Source organism: Acidisphaera sp. S103, assembly GCF_009765975.1.
Lineage (GTDB): Bacteria > Pseudomonadota > Alphaproteobacteria > Acetobacterales > Acetobacteraceae > Rhodopila.
Genome location: NZ_LMUJ01000092.1, coordinates 303533 through 320020, shown reverse-complemented (window position 1 = coordinate 320020; position 16488 = coordinate 303533). Strand labels below are relative to the sequence as shown.

Genomic DNA, 16488 nt, shown 5'->3' with positions numbered 1-16488 from the left:
TCAGGCTTTCAATTTCGGGCGGAGCAGCGTGCGGGAAATCGCCAGCACGATGAACGAGATGACGAACAGGATGAACCCCAGCGCCAACAGCGATGCCAGTTTTAGGCTGCCCGTCGGGCTTTCCGGGAACTCCAGCGCGACCAGCGAGGCGATGGTGTTGCCGGACGCGAACAAACTCGGCGAAATCCGGTTGGCGTTGCCGATCACGAACGTGACCGCCATCGTCTCACCCAGGGCACGTCCCAGCCCCAGCATGATGCCTCCGACAACCGAGACGCGGGTATGCGGTAGCACGATGGAGCGCATCACCTCCCACGTGGTGCAGCCGACGCCGTAGGCGGATTCCTTGAACACCGGCGGCACGGTTTCAAACACGTCGCGCATGGTGGCGGCGATGAACGGGATGACCATAACGGCCAGGATCAGCGCCGCGGTGAAGATGCCGGTGCCGAACGGCGGGCCGGAGAACATGTCCTGCAGCACTGGGATGCCGTCGAACAGGTCTATCAGCGGCGGCTCAACATACTGAGACATGATCGGGACGATGACGAAAAAGCCCCACATGCCGTAGATGATTGACGGCACGGCGGCCAGCAGCTCGACCGCGGTGCCGATCGGGCGGCGCAGCCAGGACGGGGCCAGTTCGGTCAGGAAGAAGGCGATGCCGAACGCCACCGGTGTCGCCAGCAGCAGCGCCAGGATGGAGGTCAACAGCGTGCCGTAGACAGAGACGCCGGCACCGAAAATCTGGTGCACCGGATCCCATTTGGCGGAGAACAGGAAGCCGGCGCCGAACGCGCGGAAGGCCGGCAAGCCGCCGATGAACAGCGATAGGATCAGGCTACCCAGCAGCAGCAGGACCAGGACACCGGAGGCGCGGGCCAGGAACTCGAAGATCGTATCGCCAAGATGCGTCTTCGGCTTGGCTGGACCGGTGGCCGGAAGTGCGACCGCTTGCTGCACTGTGTTGCAATCCTTGTGGTAAGAAGCGACGGGCGCGCCGGGTACGTCCGGCACGCCCGTCTTTTATCAGACGGTATCGCCTGCCGTTTTACATCGTGCCGGGCACGTCCTTCTGCCATTCGGCCCGGATCGCGTTCTGCACGCTGGCCGGCAGCGGAATGTACAACAGGCCCTTGGCGATGTCGCCACCGTGGCTGAAGCCCCAGTCGAAGAACTTCTTTACTGCGCCGCTCTGCGCCTTGTCCTTCGGATCGGTCGGCAGCAGGACGAACGTGGCGGACTCGATCGGCCAGCTTTTCGCGCCGGGTTGGTCGTTCAGGTCGATGGCAAAGTTCTGCACCTTCGACCAGTCGGCGCTGGCGGCGGAGGCCTCGAACGATTCCATGGTCGGGGCAACGAACGCGCCAGACTTGTTCTTCAGCAGCGCCGTGGTCAGGTGGTTCTGCGAGGCATACGCGCTTTCGTCGTAGCCGATGCCGCCGGGGATCTGCCGCACCGTGCCGGCAACGCCGTCGCTGCCCTTCGCACCCGCGCCGACCGGCCAGCTCACACTGGTGGATGCGCCGACATTTGCTTTCCAGTCAGCGCTTTGCGTGCTCAGGTAGTCGGTGAACACGAACGTCGTGCCCGAACCGTCGGCCCGGTGCACCGTGGCGATCGCCAGGCTGGGCAGCTTCAGGCCGGGGTTGATCGCGGCGATCGCCTTGTCGTTCCACTTGGTGATCTTGCCGAGGTAGATGTCGGCCAGAATCGGACCGGTCAGCTTCAGCTCATTCGGCTTGATGCCCGGTAGGTTGACGATGATGTCGACGCCGCCGATCACCGCGGGGAATTGCATCAGCTTGTGCGCGGCCAACTGGTCGGCGGCGACCGGCATGTCGGAGGCGCCGAAATCGACCGTGCGGTTGTTGATCTGGTTGATGCCCGCGCCTGACCCGATCGCCTGATAGTTCAGGGTGACCTTGGTGGTGGCGCTGGAGGCATCGCCCCATTTGGCGTAGATCGGCGCGGCGAATGTCGAGCCTGCCCCGGTAATCTGCTGCGCCTGCGCGGCGACGGCAAAACCGGCCAGGCCAATGGCCAGAGCCGTTACGGCGATTTTCATACTGTCTCTCCTTCGGAGTCTTTGCGCTTGGCGCGGCCGCAACCTAGGTCGAAACGATGATGGCCGTATTGCACTTTTATGACAGTTGGGTGACAGCCTCTGACACACGCCAAGCGGGAAGAAGGGCAGCGTACCACGAGTAGGACAACGCCCGAGCGGTTCAGGCGCCTGTCGAACGGCCGTCACTCGCTGGGTGCGACCCCACCATGACCCGACACAGACGCCATTGCCTCGAACACGCCGTCACGCCGGATCAACGCATGAAACAGCGCTGCCGCGACATGCAGCAGGATCAGGGCAAAGAACGCGAAAGCAAGGTAGAAATGCGCGTTCCAGAGCAGCGCGTGCAGACTGTCACTCTGCGGCAGGATCGCTGGAAGATGCACACCGCCAAACAGTAGGATCGGGTAGGCCGCCGCCGACAGCATCCCCCAGCCGATCAGCGGGATGCCGATCATCAGGGCATAGAACGAGTAATGCGACAGGTGGGCCGCAAGCTTCATCGGCGCCGGCAGGTCGACCGGCAGCGACGGCGCGCCGTATCGCAGGCGCACCGCCAGGCGGATCAGCGCCAGCACCAGAATGGCGATACCGAGCGGTTTGTGGATCGAAACGAGCGTCAGGTACTTCGGCATGACGGTGGACACCATGCCCACGCCGATGAACAGCATGGCTAGGATGCAGATCGCCATCAGCCAGTGCAGCAGGCGCTGCGGCACGGTGAAGCGTGTGCGAACCCCGTTCATGGCTTGGCTCCCGTCGTCGTGCGGGGATAGTCCTTCGCCTCCGCGGTGCGACGGTCATACGACTTCGCATAGGCGGACGAACGAGCCGCCGGGAACGGGTCGTCCGATGTCCGGATGCCGGCGGGCAGGACGGTCGGATCGAAGTTGATGTCCCGGCATGGGCCATCCGGTTCGGCTTCAATCTGCTGGACGGTGAGTGTGCCGACATCGACGGTGCGGCGGTCTTCCGGCCAGGCCTTGCTCGGGTCCGCGGTCGGATCGCCTGGATTGGCCACGGTTACCACCATCGTCCAGTGCTGCGGGGCGGTGTGAACCCGGTCGGTGATCTCTTGTTCCAGGAAGTCGGGGCCTCGTTTGGCGAGATCAGCGGTCGCGACCGGGACTGGTTGTGCCGCCGGCACCAGCGACCATCGCACAGCGTGCTCCGCGCCGGAACCGTCGGTGAAGATGAAGCTGTCGAGGCTGTTGAACCGTTCCTCCGCGTAGCTGCCGGTCCAGGGAGCGGTCTTGGCCCATCCGCCGAACGCGGCGATTTCGGGATGCGCGCCGGCGAATGTCTTCATGGCGTCGGGGTCCTTGCTGCCCGAGGCGAGCAGCAAGTCGTAAAAGGCTTGTGGTGTGGACACCGGAAAGACGGGGGGATCGATCATGGCCATACGCCATTGCTGCCCGTCCGGCGTGGAGATCCGCAATCCGAAGCCCCGCACCCGGACTGTCGCGTCCGCCGCGTTCGGATTAGGTGTGGCGAGGTTGAAGCGCCCGAGGGCTGGATACTGGCCGCGGGTGAAAACCTGAGCCTTCGAAAGCGCCGACCCGGCTCCATTCGCTTCGAAGACGCCGGTGAAGCAGATGCCCTTGGCGTGATTCCGGCGATGGCCCAACACGTCGACACCGGGCGGCGTCAGCGCATCCACGATCTTGTCCGGCGTCAGACGTTGAGGCGAGAACCACCCCGCCGTGTAGGCGAACGCCGCAGCAGAGGCGCCGACGACGATCGCGATCAGGACCAAGAATCCGAGCGCGTAACGCGCCGGCGGCTGGTGCGGCTGAAGCATTCGAACCTCAACTGTCACGGTCGACAGGTCTTCGACCAACCTTACCATGCCTGCGCGTTATGACCAGTCTGCCGCGGGTTCGCGTTCGCTCCTATCGGACAGCCTACGTATTATTGACCAGCCGGTTGTCCACTGCCTACCGCCGCCGCTTCCGCGAGACGCCGGTGGATACAGTCCAAACAAAATAGAGGCCACCAGACGATCGATTCAAAAGACGGGGCAGGGACTCATCTATAACGACGCCCAGTGCGGCAGGAATGTAACGCTGCTCAGGCGGCCCCCACCAACGCCCCATTCCGCGCTTCCGCCGGCAAGCACAGCGCCGCCAACGCCGGCGCGACGTCGCCCGGCGCTACCAGCGTCGCCTGGTTCTCACCCGGGAACGCATTGAACCGCATGCGGCTCGCCACGGGTCCAGGGTCGAACAAGTTGACGCGCAGCGGCGTGGTCGCGACTTCCTGCGCCCAGGTCAGCGCCAGGTGCTCCATCCCCGCCTTCGTCGCCCCCATCGCCCCCCAATACGCCCGAGGCTCCCGCGCTCGGCTTTCCGTCACGAACACCGCCCGCCCGGCCGGCGCCAGCCGTAACAACGGATCGCAGGTCCGGATCAGCCGCCACGCCGCCGCCATGTTCACCGCCACCACGTCGGCCCAGTCGTCCGGCATGATATGCGCCACCGGAGTCAGCCGTCCCAGCACGCCGGCATTATGCACCAGGATATCCAACCGGCCGAACCGCTGAAACAGCGTCGGCCCGATCGCATCGATCTGCCCGCCCTCCTTCAGGTCCAGCGGCAGGATCGTCGCCTCGCCGCCCAGGGCCCGAATGGCGTCGTCAGTCTCCTCCAGCCCGCCCTGGGTGCGTGCGGTGATCACCAGATGCGCCCCCAACCGAGCCAACTCGATTGCCGCCGCCGCGCCAATACCCCGGCTGGCACCAGTGACCAGCGCGATGGACCCATCAAGCAAACCAGCCATCAGTTATGCGCCGCCAACAGACTGAGTTGCCGATCCGAATTATCCTGCTGATCCGGCAGCGCAATCGGATAATCCCCGGTAAAGCACGCATCGCAGTAATACGGCTTGTCCGGATCGCGTTCCGGCTTGCCCAGCGCGCGATACAGCCCGTCGATCGAGATGAACGCCAGGCTGTCGGCACCGATCAGGTCCGCCATCTCCTCGACACTGTGGCTCGACGCCAGCAGCTTGCTGCGTTCCGGCGTATCGATCCCGTAGAAGCAGGAATGCGTCGTCGGCGGCGAGGATATCCGCATATGCACCTCTTTCGCCCCCGCCGCGCGCACCATCTCGACGATCTTCTTGCTGGTCGTCCCGCGCACGATGGAATCATCCACCAAGACCACGCGCTTGCCCTCCAGCACCGGTCGGTTGGCCGAGTGCTTCAACTTCACCCCCAAGTGCCGGATATGATCGGTCGGCTCAATGAACGTCCGCCCGACATAATGATTGCGGATGATCCCAAGCTCGAACGGGATGCCGCTCTGAATGGAATACCCCATCGCCGCCGGCACCCCGGAATCCGGCACCGGCACGATCACATCCGCCGGAACGCCAGCCTCCAGCGCCAGTTCGGCGCCGATACGCTTGCGTGCGTCGTACACCGGCATGCCTTCCATCACGGAATCAGGCCGAGCGAAGTAGATGTACTCGAACACGCAGAAGCGTTCCCGCTGCTTGCTGAACGGCTTGATGCTGCGCACCCCCAAATCGTCGATGACGACGATCTCACCCGGTTCGACGTCGCGGACGAAGTCGGCGCCGACGATGTCCAGCGCGCAGGTCTCGCTCGCCAGCACCCACCCGCCGGTGCCCTCGGTGCCGATACGCCCCAGGATCAGAGGCCGCACCCCGAGCGGATCGCGCACGCCCATCAGCGCCTCATTCGACAGCGCCACCAGCGAGTAAGCGCCGACCACCTGCTTCAACGCATCGATCAGCCGGTCCACCACCGTGGAATACAGGCTGATTGCGATCAGATGGACGAACACCTCGGAATCCGTCGTCGACTGGAACAGGCACCCCCGCCGCACCAGCGCCCGATGCAGCACATGTGCGTTGGTCAGGTTACCGTTATGCGCCACCGCGAATCCGCCGAACTCGAAATCCGCATACAGCGGCTGCACATTCCGTAGAATCGTGTCGCCGGTGGTGGCATACCGGTTGTGGCCGATGGCAATCCGCCCCGGCAGCCGCTCGATCACCCGGGCATCGCCGAAATTGTCACCGACCAGCCCCATGCCGCGATGCGAGTGGAACCGCTTGCCATCGAAGCTGGTGATCCCGGTCGCTTCCTGCCCGCGGTGCTGCAGCGCGTGCAGCCCCAGCGCGGTGACCGCGGCGGCGTCGGGGACGTTCCAGATGCCGAAAACGCCGCACTCCTCGTGCAGAGAGTCGTCATCCATATCCCGGCTGGTAAATGCCATCAGTGACAACTCCTATTCGCGGTCGGGCGACTTGCCGGTTGCCCGCCCTTGCGGGTTGGCGCGCAGCAATGCTTCCGCGGTGGCCTGACGGCCCGCCGGCGGCGGGTCGAGGGTATGTGGGCGGTAGGTTTCGGGCAGTTGGTCCCGCACCCAGCGTGCGGCCTCATAGGTCGGGGTCAACGTGCGGGAGTTCAGCACCGCGTCCGGCCAGCGTTCGATCGGAAATACCATCTGAGCCAGGATATAGGCGATGATGACGACCGCCGCACCCCGCGCGAGACCGAATACCAGCCCCAACGTGCGATCAACCCCGCCGAGAGCCGACCGCCGCACCATGCGACCCAGCATGCCGGCAACGATCATCAGGACGATCAGGCTGCCCAGGAAAACCACGACGAAGCTGACCGGATCGACCCAATCAGGCTTCGAGAACCAAGTTTGAACATACCCCCGCATCGTAGGCAGCGCCAGAATCGCCACCGCGACGGCACCAATCCAGGCGCCAATGCCCAGCACTTCGCGCACGAAGCCGCGGGCGAAGGCAAGCAGCCCGGAGATCGCCAGGAACCCGAAGACCGCCAAGTCAACCCAAGTCATGCCACCGCCGTCGAAAGGGAAGCGGGGTTATCGTCCCGCTGGCGCCCGCCGCCAAGCGGATCATGCGTTCTTTTTGGCGGATTCGGGAGCAAAGCGGGCAACCAGGTCAGCGATGTGACCGATTTCCTCCAATCGCAGACCCTCGGGAGCCGACAATTTCCGGTTACCGTGAGCCACCCGGCGCGGCAATGCGGCCGAGTCGAATCCGAGTTTGGCGGCTTCCTTCAGCCGAGCTTCGGCCTGTGCGACCTGGCGAACCTCCCCGGACAGCCCGACCTCACCGAAATACACCATACCTGGACTGGTCGGTGTCTCGAACGCCGCAGAGGCGATGGCAGCGGCCACGGCCAGGTCGGCGGCGGGTTCGGTGACGCGCAGCCCCCCCGCGATATTCAAATACACATCCGTCTGGTTCAACCGCACGCCTGCCCGGGTTTCAAGCACGGCCAGCAGCATCGACAGCCGCCCGCTATCCCACCCGATCACCGACCGCCGAGGTGACCCCGCCGGATTGGGCGCCAACAGCGCCTGTACTTCCATGAGCACCGGCCGAGACCCCTCCAGCCCCGCAAATACCGCGCTGCCCGCGATATTCCCCCGCCGTTCGGCCAGGAACAGCGCCGAGGGATTGGGTACCTCCGCCAGCCCGGCCTCGGTCATCTCGAACACACCAATCTCGTCGGTGGCGCCAAACCGGTTCTTCACTGCGCGCAAGATGCGGAACTGATGCCCGCGGTCGCCTTCGAAATACAACACCGCATCGACCATGTGCTCTAGCACGCGCGGCCCGGCCAGCCCCCCGTCCTTGGTCACATGCCCGACCAGCACCAGCGCGAAATTCCCCGCCTTGGCCAGCCGGATCAACTCGAACGACGAGGCCCGGACCTGCGTCACCGTCCCCGGCGCGCTTTCGATCGTGTCCGTCCACATCGTCTGAATCGAGTCGATCACCACCAGCGTGGTGTCCTTCGCCTGCTCCAGGCTGGCGACGATGTCCCGGACGTTGATCGCCGCCGCCAATTCGATCGACGAATCGGCAACCCCCAGCCGCCGCGCCCGCAATCGGATTTGGTCGACGGATTCCTCGCCCGAGACATACAGCACACGCCGCCCGGAGCGGGCAAGGCACGCCGCCGCCTGCAACAGCAACGTCGATTTGCCGATGCCTGGATCACCCCCCACCAGCACCGCCGAGGCCGGCACCAGCCCACCGCCCAACACCCGGTCCAGTTCGACGATGCCGATTGGCGTACGCGGCGGCGGTTCGGCGCTGCCGCCGAGGCCAACAAACGCAACCGAGCGCCCAGCCGGCGCCTTGGCCGCCGGACCGGGACGGGCGACGATGGCCTCTTCCTCGACTGTGTTCCATTCGCCGCAGGTTTCGCAGCGGCCAGCCCATTTCGGGGTGACCGCGCCACAGGACCGGCAGACGAAGCGGGCGACGGGTTTAGCCATGATGCTCCGGGTTTGGGGAAGGCCAGGGCGCTGCCCTGGACCTGCAACGGGCCGACGGCCCTTTGATCCCGTTCATATGATGTTGGAGCAGGGGGAGCAACCGACTTGCATACATCATGTCGGCGGGCGTGTTATCTGCAATTAGAGCGTTTGCCGGTCTATCGCCGTTTCTGATGCCTGAGAACGTCGGTGAACCGAGGGGCGAGGGTTCGGGTGGCGTGCTCCACCCGGCGAAATCGACCTCGGCGTCGATTTGTTACCACACTATATGGCAACATCCGATACGCGGGCCGGCCCGGTCGTTGCTCGGGATAACAATGGCTTGCGCCGTGATCTTCCGCACGTTCTCCACACTGAGGTCAGCAAATCAGCACCGCCAACGTCCGTTCAGTGGCAAGGCCTCGGCGCCGCCCGGTGTGACGGTGCGCCAAGGGGTCATTGTCACCGAGGAATTCGAAAACGATATCGACGCCGTGAATGTTTTTTATCGGTATGTTTCGACCTTTCCTCTGGGCATCGACGCGAAATTTCGATTTGGCGCGGCGCAGCCGTCGATCAATGGCGCAATGTCGCCCGTATCGGGTATGCTGCCGGCAACAAAACAGGGAGGAACCGCATGCGTCCGGAAGACGTCATTGCCGACAAGCGCCGGCCTTATACCGGGGCGGAATACATGCTGAGCCTGCGTGACGGACGCGAGGTCTATATCAACGGCGAGCGGGTCGCCGACGTCACCACGCACCCGGCGTTCCGGAACTCGGTTCGCTCCATCGCTCGGATGTACGACGCGTTGCACGACCCAAAGCTGCGGGAGACGCTGACCTGCCCGACGGATACCGGATCCGGTGGTTACACCCATAAATATTTTCGAGTGCAGCGATCGCGTGAGGAACTGATCGGCGCTCAGGGCGCGATCGCGGAATGGTCTCGGCTATCTTATGGCTGGATGGGGCGCACGCCGGACTACAAGGCGGCCTATACCAATACATTGGGCGCCAACGCCGAATACTATGGGCCGTACGCGGATAACGCCCGAGCGTGGTATCGGCGCGCGCAGGAGAGCGTACCGTTCATGAACCATGCGATCGTCAATCCTCCGGTCGACAGGCACAAGCCAGCCGAGGAATCCAAGGACGTTTTTGTCTGCGTGAAGAAGGAAGTCGATGGCGGGATCATCGTCTCGGGTGCCAAGGTCGTTGCAACTTCAGCGGCGATGACGCACTACAACTTTATGGGCCAGTCCTCGAAGACCGCGACCGAGGACCTGGACATGTCGCTGATGTTCCTGGTGCCAATCGATGCACCCGGCCTAAAACTGTTCTGCCGCACCTCCTATGAACAGGCGGCGCGCCACAACAGTCCGTTCGACTATCCGTTGTCATCCAGGTTCGATGAAAACGACGCCATTTTCGTTTTGGACAAAGTCTTCATCCCATGGGAGGACGTCTTCATCTATCGCGATCCCAGCCGTGTTCTGAGTTTCTTCCCGCGCTCCGGCTTCATTCATGGTGCGCAGTTCCAGGGCTGCACCCGTTTTGCCGTCAAACTGGATTTCATCGTCGGCCTGCTGGCGAAGGCGTTGCGCTGCACCGGCGGCGACGATGCGCGCGGCAACCAGGCGCTGCTGGGTGAGGCGGTGGCCTGGCGCCATCTGTTCTGGTCGCTGTCGAACGCCATGGCGCACAACCCCAACAAGTGGAATGGCGACGCGGTGCTGCCGGACATGAAGGCCGGTCAATCCTACCGGGTGTTCGCGGCCGACGCCTATCCGCGCATCAAGGAGATCGTGGAGCGGACGGTGACCTCCGGCCTGATCTACCTGCCGTCGTCGGTCAAGGATTTCGCCAATCCGGCGATCGATCCGTATTTGCGGCAGTATGTGCGCGGCTCGCACGGGATCGAATACAAGGAGCGGATCAAGATTATGAAACTGCTCTGGGAATGTGTTGGCACGGAATTCGGCGGCCGGCACGAGCTATATGAACGTAACTACGCCGGCGGCTGGGAGGATGTGCGCATTCAGACACTGACCGGGGCGGAGAAGGGTGGCGATATGGCGAAGATGGAGGCTCTGGTCGATCAGTGTATGTCTGAATACGACGAGAACGGTTGGACGGGCGATACGTGGACGTGATGGGCCGACTTACAGGGTTTTCATCATAACGCAGCGCCTGGACGCGTCATGACCGGCGTCGGCCTCGGTCCGCAATTTCCTGACATGGGCATCACCTGCCGTCGCGGCATCGATCTCCACAAAGCCCTGCTTGCCGTAGAACGGACCATTCCAGGATAGGTCCTGATACGTGGTGAGGGTCACGGCGCAAAATCCCTTGCGACTGGCGTGCTCGACAGCGATGGCGACCAAGGCGGCACCGATTCCGAGCTTCTGGTGCGGCCTTGCAACGGAGACTTCCGCGATGTGGAACCTTCCGTCTAACGCGTGGGCGGCGAGAAAACCGACAGGCTTGTCTTCGTCATTGCCGGCGACCCAAAGCGTTTGATCGCGGCACGCCGTGGCGAGCACGGAAGCGTCCGTGGTTTCTCCATCCGCGACCCATGCCAGCCCGACATCGCGAAACAAGGCGGCAGCGGAACGCTCGATCGCTGGCAGCGCATGCAGATCGTCGGGTTGTGCCAGGCGAACCCAGGTCATCAAGATGGCTCCAAACAGGACAGCAAAGTATATCGTTGACATTCTGCCCGCGAACAGGCATCCGATCGTCATGCCTAATGTGATCCGTATCGTTGTCAGCCGCCGACGCCGCCGTTCCTTGACGGGGGTAGGGCATTTGCGCGTGCGGTAAACCAGGCAGACAGTTCCAACAAAAACCCCCGTCGGCAGCGACGGGGGTTTTTGCATTTCTGGGTCCCTGTCGCTCCACCCCACCACCAAGCAGGAGAAACAGGATGATCAGTACAATGTCGAATACCGATGCGGTGATGGACATCGCATCTCGGCCCCCGACCGTTTTCGTCGCCGGGCAGGGGTCGTGGCTGACCGACAGCGACGGCCGCCGTTATCTCGATTTTATCCAGGGCTGGGCGGTGAATTGTCTTGGCCATTCGCCGCGCCCGATCATCGAGGCGATGGCCAAACAGGCGGAAGCGCTGATCAACTGCAGCCCCGCTTTCTACAACGACCGGATGATCCAACTGTCCGATATGATCGCCGGCCACAGCGGACTGCATCAGGTATTCCTCGCGAACAGCGGGGCCGAGGCCAACGAAGGCGCCATCAAGCTCGCGCGCAAATGGGGTGCCAAGCACCGTGACGGCGCCTACGAGATCATCACCATGGACCACGGTTTCCACGGCCGCACGCTGGCCACCATGGCGGCGTCGGGCAAGTCGCAATGGGAGCAACTCTACGAGCCGAAAGTGCCCGGTTTCGTGAAGGTGCCGCTGAACGATCTGGCGGCGGTGGAGGCCGCCATCACGCCCCGCACCGTGGCCGTGATGCTGGAACCGATCCAGGGCGAGGCTGGTGTCTTCGAGGCAACCATCCCGTTCCTGCGCAGCCTGCGCGCGCTGACCCGCGACAAGGGCCTGCTGCTGATCCTGGATGAGATCCAGACAGGGATCGGCCGTACCGGACGCCTGTTCGGTTTCGAGCATGCCGGCACGACGCCCGACATCATGACCCTGGCCAAAGGCCTCGGCGGTGGTGTTCCCCTGGCAGCACTCGTCGCCCACCGCGATGTCTGCTGCTTCGACTATGGCGACCAGGGCGGAACGTTCTGCGGCAATCCGCTGATGGCTGCGGCCGGGTGCGCGGTGATCGAGCAAGTCACCCAACCCGGTTTTCTCGCGCGAGTGGAGCAGGCGGGTGGCCGGCTGACGAACGGTTTACGCGTGCTTTCGCAAAGACATAGCTGTGGCGAAGTACGCGGTCTGGGCCTGCTGCTGGCACTTGACCTGAAGTGTGATACCGCGGCGGCGGTCGTTGAACTGGCGAGGAAGCGGGGATTGCTGATCAACGGGCCTCGTCCCGACTCCCTGCGTTTTATGCCGGCGCTGACCGTCACCGACGCGGAAATAGACGGCATGATCGATATTCTCGACACCGTGTTGTCGGACGTGATGCCGGCCTGACTTCCAGGGCGTGATGGTTTCGGGTTGAAACCATCACGCTAAGCAACCCACTGACAGGAGAGCGGGATCGCATGACCTTGCGAGGACAATGTTTGTGCGGCGCGGTTGCTTACGAGGTGGCGCGATTGGATGGTGCGATCGAGCATTGCCATTGCAAAACGTGCCGCAAGGCGCACGCAAGCGCCTTTGCGTCCACGACGCGCGTCGCCCGAGCGCATTTCCAATGGCGGAAAGGGCGGGAAAAGCTCACGGCGTACGCATCCTCTCCCGGAAAGATCCGTTGGTTTTGTTCCGTCTGTGGTTCACACATCGTGGCGGAGCGGATTGCTCAGCCGCATGTCATCCTTCGCGTGGCGACACTGGATGACGATCCAGGCGACAAGCCGGTGATGCATATTTGGACCTCGCATGCCGTGCCCTGGCTGAATGCGGCGGATGACGTGCCCCGTTACGAGGCAATGCCGCCCAAAGATGGGTGAGAATGGGCGAAGCAATGAAACCTCTCATTGCACCCGATCACGACTGGGGCCACGAAAATGCAAGCCGGGTCCAGCTGACGCCAGGACGGCGCAAAAGCCCGTCCTGGTGGTCGAGCTGCAGAACCGGTGCCAGGCCCTCGGCGCGCGCCAACTGGACGGTCTCGTCGGCGGTGACGTCGAACATGCGCCGGCCGGGTGGAACCGGCCCGTGACGTAGCGACACGATCATCACGCCGCCTTTCCGCGCCAGGGACGCGACGCGCGGCATCGCCCGCCGACGTTGCGGTCCGTCCAGATGCATCCAGACCGCGGTTAGCATCACGACGTCGAAGCTGTCTTCGCATCCGGCCAGACGCGGCAGGTCCGGCAGCGTGTCGTCCACCCACTCGATCAGCGGTGACGGATGCAAGGCCTGGGCGGCCGAACGGAGTTCCGGGGTCGGCTCGACCGCCGTCACGCGATGCCCCATCGCCGCGAAGCCGGCGGCGTCGCGTCCGGTACCCGAACCGATGTCCAGGACCCGCCCGGGCGTGCTGGGAACCAGATGCAGGACGGAGGCATGAATGTCTTCGAAGGCAATACTTTCGTATTGTCTGACCAGCGCATCGGCTTCGTTTGCATACCCCTGCGTGCCGCTTGGCGTCATCCCGTCGGTTCCTTCAACAGCGAACAACGCAATAACGTCGCACAGGCCGGACGTCGCATCCGGATCGGGAAGCACAGACCCGATCGAAGTTGTTGCCACCATGGCCGGAATATGCGACCTCGCGCCCGGCAGTCCGGACAGATGGGACCACATGCGATACTTGATAGCCCTGCTTGGACTTGCCCTGATCCTGCCACGGCCGGCGGCAGCCCAGGCCTACGACTGGCGGCCCGTCAACCGCGACACGGCGGGCATGATACGCGCCGGCCAATATGACGCCGCCCGCCCGATCATCGAAGGCGCCCTGGCCAATTGCCCGAACGCGGTAACGTCCGTGGAAGCCGGGCTGTGCACGGCGATCTTTTCGGAAAATCTCTCCGGCGTACTGGAACATCAGGGCGACCTGGCTGACGCCGAAGCGGATCTGCGCAAGACGGTGGAAACGCGCGCATCAGTGCTTCCGGCAAATGATCCGTTGGTCGGCCAGGCCTATGCCTTCCTGGCGCAGTTCTACCAGCGGCACGGCCGGCGCGCCGATGAAATCGCGTCGCTGCAGGCCGCCGAAGCCATTGCCCGGGCAGGTGACCCGAACCGGCGCTCCGAACTGGCTCGGCTCCTCGGAGTCCATGCGGCGGCCCTGACCGCACTGGGCAAGCCAGCGGAGGCATTGCCACTGTACCAGGAAGCCTACGATGTCTCGCGTGAGGCAACTGGGCCGACATCGCGCGACACCCTGGTTGCGGTGGGTAACCTGTTCAACAGCCAGATCACCGCCGGTCAGGCGGACGTGGCGATCGACAAGCTCAGCACCGTGCTCGCCTCGCCGGATGTCGGGAATTACGATCCGACGCAGCGGGCGATGCTGGCCGGGCTGCTGGCCCTGCAGACCTCGACCACGCCGCGGTCCAAAACGGCGCTGGGCTTCGTCGAGGCGGCGCTTCCCGATCTCGATGCCGGCCTGGTCGATGATGCCAACGCCAGTTACACCCTGCTGTGGGGCGCCGCTCGGCTGAACGCCGGGGTGGGCGACGCCAAACGAGCGGTCGAGCAGGCACGCCGAGCGCGGGACATCGCGACAAAGACCTGGGGGGCGGACAGCCACGCGGTCAGCGCGGTGTTGCGGACCGAGGCGGATGCGGACGCCGCGTTGCATGACGCCCCGGCGGGGATCGCCCGCCTGACCGAGGCAGCGGCGATGCTGTCCGGCCCGCAATACGGCTTCGACCGGGTACAGGTCGAACTGCAACGGGGCAAGCTGCTGTTGGGGGCGGGGCGCGGCGCCGAGGCGGTCGCCGATCATCTGGCGGTGCTCGGTTCACCCGTGGTGACGGATGCGGCCCCGGCGACCAGGGCCGCCCTGCTGGTCCTGCTGGGTGAGGATCTTGTACGCCTGCGGGCCTTTGACCCCGGCACCAAGGCGTGCGTCCAGGCGACGGATGTGGCGGCGCATGAACCCTCGGTCGCGCGTGATTACGCCGTCAGGGCGCTGTTGTGTTCAGGCGACGCGGCGGTGGCGCAGGACCGGACGGCGGAAGCCCTCGATGCCGCCACGCGCGCGCATGCGGCGCTGTGGGCCGGCATGACCGCGCCGGCGGAGCCGAACCGGGTCACCCAGTTGCTGATCGCCGATCTGCGGTCGCGGGCGTTGCGTGACAGCGGCCGGAACCTCGACGCGCTGCCGGCCTATCGGGAGGAGTTGGCGCTGGCGCAGAAGGCGTATGACGTGGTTTGGCAGGCGACCGCATGGGGGCAGATAGCTGACCTGCAACGGTTGATGCGGCTTTACAAGGATTCGGAGCAGAGCAGTCTCAGCGGGCTGGAGGTGCTGGGGGATCAGAACGTACCACGGGTGCGCGGGGAACTGCTGAACAACCGAGCCCTGCTGGCTCAACTGCAAGGTCAGCCGGGCAGGGCCGTGCCATTGTTCGAGGCGTCGCTGGCGCAGCGCCGTGCCGATCCCGTGCCCGAACCGATGCCGCTGGCCACGGGCGAACGGGATCTGGCCGCCGCGTTGCAGACGCTGGGCCGCAACCGTGAGGCGGGGCGGCATATGGATGTCGCGATCGACGGTTATCGCGCCCAGGGGGAGAAGCGGATTGCGTATCTGGTGTACGCGCTGAACCGCCGCGAGACCATCGCCGTCGCCGCCGGCGATCCGGTGCGCGCCGAGAGTGCGTTGCGCGAACTGCTGGCGTTGCAGGATCCGGCGAGTGACGATGCCAACACCACGCGGCTCAGCTTGGCCGGCCTGTTGGATAACCAGGCGCACCGGGACGAAGCCGCCGGCCTGCGGGATGCGGCGTTGGCCAGCGCAACCGCCAAGCATGGCGCGGACAGTGCGGAGGCGGTTCGGATCCGCGTGACTCAGTTGGCGTCGCTGCGGGTGTCCGGGCAATTGACGGAAGCCGAACTGGGCGGGTGGCAGTGTCAGGACCGTGCCAAGGGGAAGCACGACGTGCTGTTGCCGTGCCTGATGGCGCGCGTCGAGACCGCACTCGCCGGCGGGGCGGACCGGCAGGCGGCCGCGTTCGGTGCTCAGGCGTTGGTGGAGGCGGAGACCCATTGGACCCGGGATGGCGGGACGGTGGTGCAGGCGCTGTACCTGCAGGCGCGTATCCAGGCGGCGCTGGGCGACGCCGATGCGGTGATCCGGCTGTACGACCGGATCCATGGCCTGTCGCCGGACCAGGGGATCAGTCGATCCTGGACCGATTACGGCGAGGGCGCGTTGCTGACGCAGGCGGGCGAGACCACCGTCGGGCCGGCGATGCTGCGGCTGGCACTGAAACAGGCGAAGGACGCGCATAACGCGGCCCTGGCGGTCGCGGCGACGGGCGGGCTGGCCGGCGCGCTGGAGAAGACCGGGCGGTGGGAAGAGGCGATGGGCCTGTGGCAAGGCGTCCTGCC

General features: G+C 64.6%; 15 protein-coding genes. 5 read left to right on the top strand and 10 right to left on the bottom strand.

Features of this window, described 5'->3' with window-relative positions; genetic code table 11:
* From pstC to radA, 8 genes are all read right to left on the bottom strand, one after another.
* Positions 1-963 (bottom strand): phosphate ABC transporter permease subunit PstC, encoded by a 963-nt coding sequence (pstC, locus tag GSQ89_RS31205; RefSeq protein ID WP_158931991.1) that lies wholly within the window; start codon positions 961-963, stop codon positions 1-3.
* Positions 964-1051: 88 nt separating this feature from the next.
* Positions 1052-2068, bottom strand: a complete 1017-nt coding sequence (gene pstS / locus GSQ89_RS31200; RefSeq protein WP_158931990.1) for a phosphate ABC transporter substrate-binding protein PstS — start codon at positions 2066-2068, stop codon at positions 1052-1054.
* 182 nt (positions 2069-2250) lie between these two features.
* The gene (locus GSQ89_RS31195; RefSeq protein ID WP_158931989.1) at positions 2251-2814 is read right to left on the bottom strand and encodes a cytochrome b; all 564 of its coding nucleotides are present in this window, start codon (positions 2812-2814) and stop codon (positions 2251-2253) included.
* Positions 2811-3869, bottom strand: a complete 1059-nt coding sequence (locus tag GSQ89_RS31190; protein WP_158931988.1) for a catalase family peroxidase — start codon at positions 3867-3869, stop codon at positions 2811-2813. Before GSQ89_RS31190 ends, GSQ89_RS31195 begins: the two co-directional genes overlap by 4 nt.
* A gap of 269 nt (positions 3870-4138) precedes the next feature.
* Positions 4139-4846 carry an SDR family NAD(P)-dependent oxidoreductase gene (locus GSQ89_RS31185; protein ID WP_158931987.1) on the bottom strand — a complete coding sequence of 236 codons (708 nt, stop codon included), beginning with the start codon at positions 4844-4846 and terminating at the stop codon, positions 4139-4141.
* On the bottom strand, positions 4846-6312 hold the full coding sequence (gene purF, locus GSQ89_RS31180) for an amidophosphoribosyltransferase (protein ID WP_158931986.1): 1467 nt from the start codon (positions 6310-6312) through the stop codon (positions 4846-4848). The genes GSQ89_RS31185 and purF overlap by 1 nt, the downstream gene beginning before the upstream one ends.
* A gap of 12 nt (positions 6313-6324) precedes the next feature.
* A complete protein-coding gene (locus GSQ89_RS31175; protein ID WP_158931985.1) occupies positions 6325-6909 on the bottom strand; it encodes a CvpA family protein in 585 nt (194 codons plus the stop codon).
* A gap of 60 nt (positions 6910-6969) precedes the next feature.
* Positions 6970-8364, bottom strand: coding sequence for a DNA repair protein RadA (radA, locus tag GSQ89_RS31170; RefSeq protein ID WP_158931984.1), 1395 nt, complete (start codon positions 8362-8364; stop codon positions 6970-6972).
* Positions 8365-8681: 317 nt separating this feature from the next.
* Here radA and GSQ89_RS31165 point away from each other — a divergent pair, with 317 nt between their 5' ends.
* Both GSQ89_RS31165 and GSQ89_RS31160 read left to right on the top strand, forming a co-directional pair.
* Entirely contained in the window at positions 8682-9044 is a 363-nt protein-coding gene (locus GSQ89_RS31165; RefSeq protein ID WP_158931983.1) for a hypothetical protein, read from the top strand.
* Positions 8981-10498, top strand: a complete 1518-nt coding sequence (locus GSQ89_RS31160; protein WP_158931982.1) for a 4-hydroxyphenylacetate 3-hydroxylase N-terminal domain-containing protein — start codon at positions 8981-8983, stop codon at positions 10496-10498. Before GSQ89_RS31165 ends, GSQ89_RS31160 begins: the two co-directional genes overlap by 64 nt.
* A 9-nt stretch (positions 10499-10507) precedes the next feature.
* On the opposite strand, the gene GSQ89_RS31155 is transcribed toward GSQ89_RS31160, so the two are convergent.
* Complete coding sequence (locus GSQ89_RS31155) at positions 10508-11254, bottom strand: GNAT family N-acetyltransferase (RefSeq protein WP_254073447.1); 747 nt, start codon at positions 11252-11254, stop codon at positions 10508-10510.
* A 17-nt stretch (positions 11255-11271) separates the two neighbouring features.
* On the opposite strand from GSQ89_RS31155, the gene GSQ89_RS31150 reads away from it, so the two are divergent.
* Both GSQ89_RS31150 and GSQ89_RS31145 read left to right on the top strand, forming a co-directional pair.
* Entirely contained in the window at positions 11272-12456 is a 1185-nt protein-coding gene (locus GSQ89_RS31150) for an acetylornithine transaminase (protein WP_158931981.1), read from the top strand.
* Between the two features lie 71 nt (positions 12457-12527).
* Positions 12528-12935, top strand: a complete 408-nt coding sequence (locus tag GSQ89_RS31145) for a GFA family protein (RefSeq protein ID WP_158931980.1) — start codon at positions 12528-12530, stop codon at positions 12933-12935.
* Between the two features lie 37 nt (positions 12936-12972).
* On the opposite strand, the gene GSQ89_RS31140 is transcribed toward GSQ89_RS31145, so the two are convergent.
* Positions 12973-13683: a bifunctional 2-polyprenyl-6-hydroxyphenol methylase/3-demethylubiquinol 3-O-methyltransferase UbiG gene (locus tag GSQ89_RS31140; RefSeq protein ID WP_216856499.1), complete on the bottom strand. Its 711-nt coding sequence runs from the start codon at positions 13681-13683 to the stop codon at positions 12973-12975.
* Positions 13684-13732: 49 nt separating this feature from the next.
* Between GSQ89_RS31140 and GSQ89_RS31135 the strand changes: the two genes are divergently transcribed.
* Positions 13733-16488: tetratricopeptide repeat protein (locus GSQ89_RS31135; protein WP_158931979.1), on the top strand; the 2756-nt coding region annotated here is incomplete at its 3' end.